The sequence below is a fragment of the Streptomyces sp. NPDC002577 genome (assembly GCF_053594815.1).
This window is the reverse complement of the sequence record NZ_JBSFWK010000004.1, coordinates 288,891-301,241: the sequence shown is the minus strand read 5'-3', so window position 1 is coordinate 301,241 and position 12,351 is coordinate 288,891. Positions and strand designations below refer to the sequence as shown.

The window sequence follows — 12,351 nt, the reverse complement described above, 5'->3', positions numbered from 1 at the left end:
GGCGAATCGTCCTTCCCTGCCCTGCTCCTCAGGAGTCCGTTTCCTCCCCCGCCTCAAGGCAGGGGCATCCACGAAGGAATCCAGATGAAGACACTGCTGTGGGGGGTCCTTCCGTACATCGCCTTCGTGCTGCTTGTCGCGGGCACGATCTGGCGGTTCCGCTACGACAAGTTCGGCTGGACCACTCGCTCGTCGCAGATCTACGAGTCGAAGCTGCTCAACATCGCGTCACCGGTGTTCCACTACGGCATGCTCTTCGTGCTCGTGGGCCACCTGGTGGGCCTGTTCGTGCCGGAGTCGTGGACGGACGGCATCGGCCTCAACGAGCACACGTACCACCTCCTCTCGCTGTACGGCGGGACGGCGGCCGGCGTGCTGGCCCTGGCCGGCATCGCGCTGCTCCTGTACCGGCGGCGCACCAAGGCCCCGGTGTTCCGCGCCACGACCGCCAACGACAAGCTGATGTACCTGGTGCTGCTGGCCGCGATCGTGCTCGGCATGGTCGCCAAGCTGATGCACGTCACCGGCGACGGCTACAACTACCGGACGACCATCGCTCCTTGGGCACGCAGCCTGTTCACCCTCCAGCCCAAGACGGACCTCATGGCGGGCGTGCCGGTGATGTACCAGATCCACGCGGTGGTGGGCATGGTCCTCATCGCCATGGTGCCCTTCACCCGCCTCGTCCACATGTTCAGCGCCCCGGTGCAGTACCTGTTCCGGCCGTACGTGGTGTATCGCACGCGTGATCCGGAGCAGCTGGGTGCCCGGCCGGAGAGACGGGGGTGGGAGCGGACGAAGGTGTAGCGAACGGCGGCAAGACGGCGGCAACCTTTCCGGCCGTGACGGCGACTCCTGGACGACCAGCACCGAACGTCCGGGAGACGCACCTCATGGCACGACGTACGAGACACCGCTCCACCGGCCGCAGAAAGCGGCTCGCCCTCACCGTGGCGGGCACGGCAGTGGCCGCACTCGCGGTCTACGCGACGGCGTCGGCGGCGGGCACCGGCACCAACTCCAGTACGAGCACCAGCACCAGCACTGGCAGCACGAGCACCAGCACTGGCACTGGCAGCACCGGCACGAGCACGACCGCTGCCGCCGCCCGCAGCATCCCCGAGCGGATCACCACGACCTCAGTCTCGCTCCCGGCCACGTTGCGTTACCTCTCCGCGGGCTACAACAACACCAAGGAGTGGACCCGGGTCACCACCGCCGTCGCTCCCGACGGCACGCGTCGCGTCGCCTGGCCCGCGTCCGACGGCATCCACGTCACCACCCTCACCGCCGCGGGGAAACGTTCCGGCAAGGACACGATCGTCAAGGGCGCCAAGGAAGTCGGCGGTCTGGTCGCCCACAACAACGGCTTCGCGCTGCTCACCCGCGTCCCCGACACCAACAAGTGGGGCGACACGGCCGCGGCGCTCATCCGCTACAAGAACGGCACTCGCGCCTTCACGAAGAAGCTGACCGGAACGGCCAGCCACGACACCTCCCCGGTGCTGGACGGGCAATTGAAGTGGAACGGCTCGAAGTACGGCGCGTACTTCGTGGTCCATGGAGCGGGCGGCTTCGCCGACGGCCACTACGGCGACAAGCTCACGTACGTCAGCTCCAGCGGCAGCAAGCTGAGCGGCGGCTGGGACTGGGGCTGCAGCCACAACGAGGGCATCGCCCTGTTCCCCGAGAAGACCGGGGCCTTCACCTCTCTCTGCCACGACGACTGGCGTTCCGGCCTGATGGTCTCGACGGGCATCGCAGCCCCGGACAACGCGCCCGTCGTGCAGCGCGAGCAGTGCTGGGCGGGCTACTGCGGCGGTACGTACGCGGGCCGCACCGGCGAGATCGTGAAGAACACGACGACCGGCCGCTATGTCACGGCGTACGCCTCGCGCGGCGCCGCCTCCGCGAAGAAGAACCCCGACGACTCCAGCGGGCGCGGCTGGACGGTCACCCCGAAGTGGAAGACCCATCAGGTGACGGTGGCCTTCCTGAAGAACCGCTCGACGGTCTCCGGCAAGCCGATCCACCTCACGTCCGCCCCCGGCACCGAACACGTCAACGTGCACATAGCCCCGTACGGGAAGAGCAAGCTGCTGCTCTCCTGGGAGTCGCTGAAGAACGCCAAGTGCGCCAATGGCACCTGCACCGGGACCTTCACCGGTACGCATCTGCGGCTGATCGACTGGAGCGGGAATTTCCTGACGGCCGACAAGACGGTCAAGGCGAGGATCGCGGGCGATATCGCCGTACTCCCGGACGGTGATCTGACCTGGGCCTACGCGGCCGTCACGCCCAGCTACAGCACTCCGCTCGCGGGTGCCTCACCGACCGTGTCCACGCTGACGGTGGCCCGCCTCGACATCGGCTGAGCCCCCCATAGCCCACCCCCCACACACACCGGTGTGCGCGGCGGCACCCAGCCGCCGCGCACACTCGGGCACGGGCCGGTTCCCGCTCGGCTCAGGCCGCGCCGCCCTTCGAGTCCCTGTCCTCGTCGACGATCTCCGCGTCGACCACGTCCTCATCCGCCTTGGGCTCCTCGGTACCGGTGCCGGTACCCGTGCCGCTCTCACCGCCGGAGGCGGTGGCGGACCCGGCCTGCGCCTGCGTGTACATCGCCTGCCCCATCTTCTGGCTGACGGTGGCCAGCTTCTCGACGCCCGCGCGCAGCGCCGCCGTGTCCTCGCCACCGCCCTCCAGCAGCCCCTTCAGCTCGGTGACCGCCGCCTCCACCTCCGACTTCGTGTCGCCCGGGATCCGCTCCCCGTTCTCGGCGAGGAACCGCTCGGTCTGGTAGACGAGCTGCTCCGCCTGGTTGCGGGTCTCGGCGGCCTCACGGCGCCGGCGGTCCTCGTCGGCGTACTGCTCGGCCTCGCGCATCATGCGGTCGATGTCGTCCTTGGGGAGCGCCGAGCCGCCCGTGACGGTCATCTTCTGCTCACGGCCCGTCGCGAGGTCCTTCGCCGAGACGTGCATGATCCCGTTGGCGTCGATGTCGAAGGTGACCTCGATCTGCGGGACGCCGCGCGGCGCGGGCGGCAGCCCGGTGAGGTCGAAGACGCCGAGCTTCTTGTTGTACGCGGCGATCTCCCGTTCGCCCTGGTAGACCTGGATTCCGACGGACGGCTGGTTGTCGGTGGCCGTCGTGAAGATCTCCGAACGCTTGGTGGGGATCGTCGTGTTGCGTTCGATGAGCTTCGTCATGATGCCGCCCTTGGTCTCGATGCCGAGGGACAGCGGCGTCACGTCGAGCAGCAGGACGTCCTTGACGTCGCCGCGGAGCACGCCGGCCTGGAGCGTGGCGCCGACGGCGACCACCTCGTCCGGGTTGACGCCCTTGTGCGGGTCCTTGCCGGTGAGCTGCCTGACCAGGTCGGTGACGGCGGGCATACGCGTCGAGCCGCCGACCAGGATCACATGGTCGATCGCGGAGACCTCGATGCCGGCGTCCTTGACGGCCTGGTGGAAGGGGGTCTTGCAGCGGTCGAGGAGATCCCCCGTCAGCTCCTGGAACTGGGCGCGTGTCAGCTTCTCGTCGAGGTGCAGCGGGCCCTCCGGAGAAGCGGTGATGTAGGGCAGGTTGACGGTCGTCTCGGTCGACGAGGAGAGCTCGATCTTCGCCCGCTCCGCTGCCTCGCGCAGCCGCTGCAGGGCCATCTTGTCCTTCGCGAGATCGAGGCCGTACGCGTTCTTGAACTGCTTGACGAGATGCTCGACGATCCGCTGGTCCCAGTCGTCACCGCCGAGATGCGTGTCGCCGTTGGTGGCCTTCACCTCGATGACGCCGTCGCCGATGTCGAGGAGCGATACGTCGAAGGTGCCGCCGCCCAGGTCGAAGACGAGGACGGTCTGCTCCTCGCCGCGGTCGAGGCCGTAGGCGAGCGCCGCGGCCGTCGGTTCGTTGATGATGCGCAGCACCTTGAGCCCGGCGATCTCGCCGGCCTCCTTGGTGGCCTGGCGCTGGGCGTCGTCGAAGTACGCGGGGACGGTGATCACCGCGTCGGTGACGTTCTCGCCCAGGTACGACTCGGCGTCCCGCTTCAGTTTCTGCAGGACGCGTGCGGAGAGCTCCTGTGCGGTGTAGCGGGTGCCGTCCACGGAGCCCTCTTCGGGGAAGCGCCAGTGGGCGTCACCCATGTGCCGTTTGACGGAGCGTGCGGTGCGGTCCACGTTGGTGACCGCCTGCCGCTTGGCCACCTCCCCGACGAGGACGTCGCCGTTCTTGGCGAAGGCGACGACCGAGGGAGTGGTACGCGCGCCTTCGGCGTTGGGGATGACGGTGGGTTCACCGCCTTCCAGGACGGCCACCACCGAGTTCGTCGTACCGAGGTCGATTCCGACCGCACGTGACATCTCCGTCCCCTTCCGCCGAACCCGGGGTCCCGGGGGTTTTCCTCTCTCAGCTCAAAACTTGAGTGCCCACTTGTCAATCCCTGGGGTCCGGAGGCGGCCGTCCGTGCCGCCGTCCGGTCGAAGCCGTACGGCGGCACGGGCGATGCGGAGTCAATGGTCGGTGTTCAGCCGACGAGCTTCGCGTCCAGCGTGATCGTCGTGCCGGCCAGCGCCTGGCTCACCGGGCAGTTCTTCTTGGCGTCCTCGGCGGCCGAGACGAACGCGGCCTCGTCGATGCCGGGCACCTGGCCCTCGACGGTCAGATGGATACCGGTGATGCCCGTACCCGGCTGGAAGGTGACGTCCGCCGAGGTGGTGAGCCGGGTCGGCGGGGTGCCGGCGCCCGCCAGGCCGTGGGACAGCGCCATGGAGAAGCAGCTGGAGTGGGCGGCGGCGATCAGCTCCTCGGGGCTGGTCTTGCCGTTCGCCTTCTCGGCCCGGGACGGCCAGGACACCGGCTGCTCGCCGATGCCGGAGGAGTCGAAGGTGACGACGCCGCTGCCCTCGAGCAGGTTGCCTTCCCAGACGGTGTGTGCGGAGCGCGTGGTTGCCACGATGTATCCCTTCAGTGAGGTCCCGTGTCGAGTCCGGGTTCCGTAACCACCATCCGATCACAAGCAGGCCCGGCGCACCCGCAAGAACGGGGCTCAGGCCTCTTCTGCCCGTACGGCTTCCTCGTCGTCCCGTACCGCGTCCCGTACCGCCTCGAGTCCGCCCACCGGAACCTGGGGCCCGTCGCCGTCCCCCAGCCAGCGCCGGAAGACCTTGTGCAGCTGTTCGGCGCCGACCAGCTCCTGGCCGTCGTCGACCGGCGCGGAGAGTGCGTACGGCGACAGCAGGAAGGGCTGGCCCTGGGCGCCGCCGAGCCCGCCGTGCGAGCCGATCTGCTCCTCGAAGGCGTGGACCTGGCCCTCCTCGGGGTCGCACCAGGAGTTGACCATGATGTCGGCGGCGCGCGGGAAGGAGTGGGTGCGGCGTACGGCGTCGGCGGCGCCGGGACCGAAGGCCGCGAGCGGCCCGGGGTTCCCGTCCAGCTCCTCCAGGGGGATCTCGGCGCCGTGCGCGCCGAGCACCAGCCCGCCGCGCTCCTCGCTGTCGACGAGCAGGAAGCCGATGCCCGGGTGGTTGGCGAGCGTCGACAGCAGCGCGGGATGGCGCCGGTCGATCTCCTCGCGCGTCATGCGATGCGGGACGTCCGGGAAGGAGATGAGCCCCAGGTTGCCGGACGCGAGGACGACGGGTCCCGAACGGCGGGACGGGCGGTGCTGCCCCTCGTCCTCCTCGACGGGCCGGTTCAGCGCGGCACGGACCGCGGCCCGCGCCTCGGCCCCGCTGCGCGTGTGCTCGACGCGGCGCCGCACGGGCAGCCCGCACCCGGCCCTGACCAGGTCGGCGAGGGTGAGGCCATAGCGGCCGAGGAAGGTCTCGCCGGGGCTCTGCCCGTGGTCGGAGAGCACCACGATGCGGTACGGCCGTGGGGCGTGCTCGGCGACCTTCGCGATCAGCGCGAGGGACCGGTCGAGCCGCTGGAGCACCTTCCCGGCGTCGCGGCTGCGCGGCCCGGAGTGGTGCGCCACCTCGTCGTACGCCACCAGGTCGGCGTACACGGCGCGGCGGCCGACGAGCATGTCGCCGATGACCGCGGCGACCACGACGTCCCGCTCGACGACCGTCGCGAACGCCCGGACGAACGGATACAGGCCGCCGCGTGAGACACGCGGCCGCCGCTTCGTGAGCAGGGCGTGCGTCGACTGGCCGATCTCGCGGCAGACCTCCGCGACGAACGACATGGCGGTACGGACGGCATTGGCGGGATCGGAGAAGTACGCGAAGTAGCCGGCGCGGGAGCGGTTCTCCCGGCCCCGGCGCGCGGAGACCGACAGGACGAGGGCGAGCTGGTCGGCGCCGCCGCTGAACAGATTGCCGCGGCTGGCGCCGTCGAGCGTGAGCAGACCTCCGTCGCCGGTGTGCGCGATGGCGCGGCGCTGGAGTTCGGCGGCGCTGCTGGGACGGTTGCAGACCATGACCTCGCGGCTGTCCTTCTCGTACCAGCGGAAGGCCGGGATGTCGTGGTTGGTGCCGTGCAGGATGCCGAGCTGGCTGGCGCCGGTCTGGCTGGACCAGTCGGTACGCCAGGGGGTGAGCCGGTGGGTCGGTTCGGCGGCCGGGACCCCGCCGTCCCCCGGCGGGCCCTTCGCAAGCCATGCGGCGACGGTGGGCATGAGGCCCTTGCCGACGGCGTCGAGGAGCACGTCGTGGCCGACGCCGTCGAGCTGGATGAAGACGGTGCCGGGCGTGGCCGGGCAGGATCCGGCGAGGGCCCGCCTGCGCCGGCGGTCGGCGAGCCGGTAGAGCCTGCGGCGGTACGCGTCGTCGTCACGGACGGCGAGCGCGGTGCCCGTCGCGGACGCCACCGCGGACATCACCGCGGCCACCACGACGGCGGTCTCGGGGGCGACCTCGCCGCGGCCGGCCGGGTTCAGCTGCATCGCGACCAGCAGCAGCGAGCCGTTGAGGAAGAAGACGAGCAGCCCGAGGACCAGGGCGGGCACCAGCAGCAGCGCTCTGACGAGCAGCGGCCACACCAGGACCGACAGCAGACCGAACGCACCTGCGCCGAGCGCCGCCGTGATCGCGATACGGGTGGCGCTGTCGCCGTCGGAGGACTGCAGCCGGAAGTCGGGCAGGATCCCCGCGAGCACCAGCATGGTGACGGTGCTGACCGCCCACACGGCGATCACGCGCCACGAGGCGCTGCCGACCCTCCGCCACCGCCAGTCCGCCACGCCCTGCTTCACCTCACGTCGCGGCCCGCCCCGGACGGACGGACCATGTCCGGCGTCCAGCCTTTCACAGGCGGGGTGGGGGGTCGTCCGGCGACGGGCTCGGGGACGGGTCCGAGGATCTCCGAGCTGGGACGAGTACGGCGGTCGAGCCGCTCAGCAGCCGTCGTACCCCGCCGTAGGCATCGACAGCCGGCGGTGGATCCGCGCCTTCATCTCCGTGTCGTACGCCGGTTCGGCCAGCCCCGCCGTCTCGAGGCGCACCCCGCGCCGCGCGCACTCGGCCGTGAACTCGTCCACGGACCGCAGGGCGCGCTCCAGCACGCGGCGGCTCGGTGCGACGAAGAGGTCCACCACGCCCGCGTCGACGTCCGCCCACAGCACTCGGTGGTCGGGACGCAGGGCGTGCACGACCAGCTCCCGTGTGACGACGTACCCCTGCTCGGCGGCCCAGCGGGCACACATCGCGTGCTGGCTGCGCGAGTCCACCAGGAACGGGTCCGCGTCCAGCTCCTCGAGAGGCGTCAGGCTGGCGATCGCCGTCACACGCACGGGGTGTCCGCGTTCGACGGCACTCCCGGCGTCCTCCATGGTGTCCCCCTCACCCCTGGTCTGGTCCGCTGACCCTACCGCTGCCCGTAGGCTCGAGGGGAGTTACCTGAAGGAGGAACGCGTGCCGGTGGAGATCACCTGGTGGGGTCACGCCACCTGCACCGTCGAGGACTCGGGCACCCGCGTGCTCACCGACCCGCTGTTCGCGCGGCGCCTGGCGCATCTGCGGCGCCGTCGCGGCGCGCTGCCGTCCGCCGAGGCATCGGTCGCCGATGTGGTGCTCGTCTCGCATCTGCACGCCGACCATCTGCACCTCCCGTCGCTCGCCCGGCTCGCCCCAGGTGCCCGGCTGCTGGTGCCGCGCGGCGCGCTACGGGCCGTCCCCGGCCTGCGGAAGCTGACCCACCTGCATCTGACGGAGGTCCGGCCCGGGGACGAGACGGTGATCGGAGAGCTCGTCGTACGCACCGTGCCCGCACTGCACGACGGGCGACGGCTGCCGTTCGGACGGCAGCGCTCCCCCGCCCTCGGCTATGTGATCGACGGCGAGGCGCGAACGTACTTCGCCGGGGACACCGGGCTGTTCGACGACATGGCCAAGGAGGTGGGCGACGTCGACGTGGCGCTGCTGCCCGTGGGCGGCTGGGGCCCGTATCTCGGCCACGGTCATCTGGACGCGGGCCGCGCGGCCGAGGCGCTCGCCCGGCTCGGCGCCGGGAGCGCGGTGCCCGTGCACTACGGGACGTACTGGCCGATCGGCATGGACGCGGTACGGCCGCACGAGTTCCACGCGCCGGGCGACGAGTTCGTACGGCTGGCCGCGGCGCGGGCGCCGGAGGTGGCGGTGCACCTGCTCGGGCACGGGGAGAGCGTGCGGCCGGGAGCGACGCCCTCCGGTGCCTCCCCGGAGACGCCGTCCGAGGGACCGGAGGGCAGGACGAGGCCGGAGGGCAGGACACGGTGAGCCACGTGTTCCACGGCTCGCTCGCACTCGCGTACGCGGCTCATCTGCCACTGGCCGCGGCTGCCGCGTCGACGGTGCCGCCCGAGTCCACGCAGCAGGCGGTCGGATACCCCTCGCTGTTCCTTCTGGTGCTGATCGGCGCGCTGGTGCCCGTCGTGCCGACCGGGGCGCTGGTCAGTTCGGCGGCGGTGGTGGCGTTCCACCAGACGTCGCCCTTCTCGCTGCTGCTGGTCTTCGTCGTGGCGTCGCTGGCCGCGTTCCTCGGCGATGTGGCGCTGTACTGGCTGGGGCAGCGCGGGATGCGGTCGAAGAACGGGTCGCGGTGGCTGGAGGCGATCCGCAACCGCGCGCCCGAGGACCGGCTGGCCCAGGCGCAGCAGAAACTCGACGACCACGGGGTGATGGTGCTCGTCCTGTCGCGGCTGGTGCCCGCGGGCCGGCTGCCGGTGATGCTGGCCTGTCTGCTCGCGGAGATGCCGCTGCGCCGGTTCGCGCGCGGCGATGTGCCGGCGTGCCTCGCGTGGGCGGCGACGTACCAGGTCATCGGCATTCTGGGCGGCTCCCTGTTCCCGGAGCCGTGGCAGGGTGTCGTGGCGGCGGTGGCGCTGACGCTGCTGATCAGCGCGGTGCCGTCGGTGTGGCGGCGCCTGCGCAGAACGCCGGCCCGACCCTGACCCTGGCCCCTGACCGACCGGCTGTCCGGCCGGAGCGCTGGGGTCACGCCTCGACGGGCCGCAGGGCTGCCCCCTCGAGAACCCGCGACCCGCCGACCGGCAGGTCCCAGAGGTCCTCGCGCGGAAGGCCCGCCTTCTCCCAGGCGGTCCGGACCCGCATCAGCGGCTCCATGACGGGTTCGGCCGAGAGCATGAATGTCGCCCAGTGCATGGGCGCCATGCGCCGCGCGCCGAGATCCCGCGCCGCCTGAACCGCTTCCTCCGGATTGCAGTGGACGTCCCGGAGCCACCACCGGGGGTCGTACGCACCGATCGGCAGCAGTGCGACGTCGATGCCCGGGTAGCGGTGGCCGATGCGCGAGAACCAGTGGCCGTAGCCGGTGTCCCCGGCGAAGTAGACGCGCTGCCCGGCCGGATCGGTGAGGACCCAGCCGCCCCAGAGCGAGCGGCAGGTGTCGTTGAGGCGGCGCTTGGACCAGTGGTGGGCCGGGACGAAGTCGAACCGCACTCCGCCGGTCTCAGCGGCCTCCCACCAGTCGAGCTCGGTGACCCGCGTGAAGCGCCGCCGCCGGAACCAGCGGGCGAGCCCCGCCGGCACGAAGAGCGGGGTGTCGCGCGGAAGGCGGGCGATGGTGGGGGCGTCGAGATGGTCGTAGTGATTGTGACTGATGACGACCGCGTCGACGGGCGGCAGGGCGTCCCAGGCGACGCCCACCGGCGTGATACGGGCCGGGGTGCCGAGGATCTTGCGGGACCAGACGGGGTCGGTGAGCACGGTGAGCCCGCCGATACGGATCACCCAGCTGGCGTGCCCGGCCCAGGTGAGGGCGACGGTGCCGGCGTCCACGACGGGCAGCGGCCCCGGCTCGAACGGCAGCCGCGGAATGTCGGCAAGCCCTGCGGGCCGGGGCCGGAGGGCTCCTTCCCGGGCGAACCGCGCAATCGCCTTGATCCCGGGCAGGGGCGCGGTCAGCCGGTCCAGGAAGGGCCTCGGCCAGAGACGGATCTCGCCGAGGGGGCGGGGCGGGGGGAGGACGACGGGGGGACGGCTGAGGACCGCGGTCGCGTCGAGGGAGACAGACCGGACGAACCTGTCGGCCTCGGCTCCCTCCGGGGCGGAGGGCCGTCCGTGCGTGCCGGCCCCTTCGTGAACGGGCGCCCGTCCGAGCGCGTCGGCCCCGTGGGAAGCGGGCCCACCGATCGCCCCGGCCTCAGCGCGGACGAGGGGCCGTCCGGGCGCTTCAGCACTCCCGTGTGCCGCGGACCGACCGGACACGTCAGCGCCGTCCCGGCCGGCAGGCCCTCCGCGTCTGTCGGCCCCGTCACGGGCGGCGGCCGGTCCAGGCGCGTCGGCCCAGTCGTGAGCATCGGCCCGTCCGGGCGCGTCGCCCTCATGGGAAGCGGACGCACCGATGACCCCGGCGGAGTGACCCCCGTGAGCAGCGGGCGCGGGTCGGCCAGGTGCGTCCGGCCCGCCGGACGAGTCGGGGGCCGCCGGCTCGTCGCGGGCCGCCTGCTGGGCGGCCGCGGCGGATTCGGCAGATGCATCGGGCCTGGCTAATGCCTCGCGCTCGGACGCGCGCGGGCCGGCGGACCTTCCCGGATCGGTGCCCGCCCCGGTGGAGCGGCGTTCCGACGGTTCGTCGGACTGCATCGTCGACCGGTGGTCCTGCGTCATCGAGGCGGCTCCCATCGCTGTGCGTCGGCGCGGAGATCGTCCAGTACCGATCCGAACATGCTCAACGCACGCTCCACAGACGGCAATTCCAGGGGGTCCGATGCCGTGAGCGACTCGGCCCGCTCCTTTTCCGTGGCCCCGAGGAGCGGCCCTGTGGACAGCCGTACGCGCAACTCGCCGATGTGGTCGCCGAAGCGGTGGCCGCCCGGCACGGGCAGGTCGAGGCGCCGGGTGAGGAAGTCCTCGAGTTCCTGCGCGTCGCTGACACCGCGCTCGGCGAGAGCGGACCGCAACGGGCCGAGGTCGGCGTAGAGATGGCGCCCGGCCTGCGGAGGCAGCGCCAGTCCGCCCGCCGCAAGCACGGCCTGATGCACGGCGGCGGCCACGCGCGCGTGCACCCGCACCTCCGCGGCCAGCCGCGCCGTGACCACCTCGGGTTCACCGAGGGCGTACGCCGCGGCCGCAGCGGTCGGCGTGGCAACGCGGGCTCCGATCGCGGTGAGCACGTCGAGCACCCGGTTCCGCAGGTCCGAGCCGCCCTCCGTGGCGGGAAAGCGGGCGATGGCGGCGGGCCAGCCGGTGGGCAGCAGCGCCCCGGAGAGGTCGCACAGGACGGTGACATGCCCCGGCAGCATGTCGGCCGGGCTCACGACGACGGTCTCGTGCGGCCGGTGCACCGTGTCGCGCCACGTCTCGTCGCTGACGATGTGCAGGCCCTCGCCCGCGGCGGCCTCGACGGTCTCGTGGAGCACCTCCGGCGGCGGCACGGTGGCCGTGGGGTCGTCCGCGACGCCGAGCACGAGCACCCGCGGGTTGCCGCCTTCGGCGCGGACCCGGCGTACGGTCTCCAGGAGCGCGTACGGATCGGGGATGCCGCCGCATTCGGCGGGTGTCGGCACGTGGAACACCGATCTGCCGAGCAGTCGCGCCGTCGGCGCCCACCAGGCGGGGCAGGGGCGCGGCAGGAACACGTCGCCGGCGAGTGCGCCGGTCAGCGCGAGGAGCAGCGCCGGAGCGCCGGGCGCCGCGGCGACATGGCCCGGCCCACAGGACAGGCCGCGGCGCTCCCAGTAGCCGCCGACGGCGTCGAGGAGTGCGGGTCCACCGCCGGACGGTTCCGCGTGGGCTGCGCCCGCCGCCGCGGCCAGCACCGCGGAGAGCTCGGGCAGCACCGGCAGACCCTGCTCGGGAATCGGCGGGCCGTACCGGACGGGGCCGTGTCCCCCTGGGGCCGTCCGCCTCCGCCGCATGTACTACCTCCGCGCAGTCACGTGTCGCTTCCCGTGCCCGTCACCGTTCGGT

The 12,351-nt window shown here is 72.0% G+C and carries 10 protein-coding genes; 4 read left to right on the top strand and 6 right to left on the bottom strand.

Features of this window, described 5'->3' with window-relative positions:
* The first annotated feature begins 84 nt into the window (after positions 1–84).
* Entirely contained in the window at positions 85–807 is a 723-nt protein-coding gene (gene narI, locus ACWD4J_RS08935) for a respiratory nitrate reductase subunit gamma (protein ID WP_451394618.1), read from the top strand.
* An 86-nt stretch (positions 808–893) separates the two neighbouring features.
* On the top strand, positions 894–2,375 hold the full coding sequence (locus ACWD4J_RS08930; protein ID WP_451394617.1) for a hypothetical protein: 1,482 nt from the start codon (positions 894–896) through the stop codon (positions 2,373–2,375).
* 91 nt (positions 2,376–2,466) lie between these two features.
* Here ACWD4J_RS08930 and dnaK read toward each other — a convergent pair whose 3' ends face one another.
* From dnaK to ACWD4J_RS08910, 4 genes are all read right to left on the bottom strand, one after another.
* Positions 2,467–4,359 carry a molecular chaperone DnaK gene (dnaK, locus tag ACWD4J_RS08925; RefSeq protein ID WP_451394616.1) on the bottom strand — a complete coding sequence of 631 codons (1,893 nt, stop codon included), beginning with the start codon at positions 4,357–4,359 and terminating at the stop codon, positions 2,467–2,469.
* Positions 4,360–4,523: 164 nt separating this feature from the next.
* Positions 4,524–4,952, bottom strand: a complete 429-nt coding sequence (locus ACWD4J_RS08920; RefSeq protein ID WP_451394615.1) for an OsmC family protein — start codon at positions 4,950–4,952, stop codon at positions 4,524–4,526.
* Positions 4,953–5,045: 93 nt separating this feature from the next.
* Positions 5,046–7,184 carry a phage holin family protein gene (locus ACWD4J_RS08915; protein ID WP_451394614.1) on the bottom strand — a complete coding sequence of 713 codons (2,139 nt, stop codon included), beginning with the start codon at positions 7,182–7,184 and terminating at the stop codon, positions 5,046–5,048.
* 153 nt (positions 7,185–7,337) lie between these two features.
* Positions 7,338–7,772, bottom strand: a complete 435-nt coding sequence (locus ACWD4J_RS08910) for a hypothetical protein (RefSeq protein ID WP_451394613.1) — start codon at positions 7,770–7,772, stop codon at positions 7,338–7,340.
* Positions 7,773–7,854: 82 nt separating this feature from the next.
* On the opposite strand from ACWD4J_RS08910, the gene ACWD4J_RS08905 reads away from it, so the two are divergent.
* Positions 7,855–8,697 (top strand): MBL fold metallo-hydrolase, encoded by an 843-nt coding sequence (locus tag ACWD4J_RS08905; protein ID WP_451394612.1) that lies wholly within the window; start codon positions 7,855–7,857, stop codon positions 8,695–8,697.
* Between the two features lie 50 nt (positions 8,698–8,747).
* On the top strand, positions 8,748–9,371 hold the full coding sequence (locus ACWD4J_RS08900) for a DedA family protein (RefSeq protein WP_451394725.1): 624 nt from the start codon (positions 8,748–8,750) through the stop codon (positions 9,369–9,371).
* Positions 9,372–9,414: 43 nt separating this feature from the next.
* On the opposite strand, the gene ACWD4J_RS08895 is transcribed toward ACWD4J_RS08900, so the two are convergent.
* Positions 9,415–10,647: an MBL fold metallo-hydrolase gene (locus ACWD4J_RS08895; RefSeq protein ID WP_451394611.1), complete on the bottom strand. Its 1,233-nt coding sequence runs from the start codon at positions 10,645–10,647 to the stop codon at positions 9,415–9,417.
* A gap of 398 nt (positions 10,648–11,045) precedes the next feature.
* A complete protein-coding gene (locus ACWD4J_RS08890; protein WP_451394610.1) occupies positions 11,046–12,299 on the bottom strand; it encodes an aminotransferase class I/II-fold pyridoxal phosphate-dependent enzyme in 1,254 nt (417 codons plus the stop codon).
* Between the last annotated feature and the right edge of the window lie 52 nt (positions 12,300–12,351).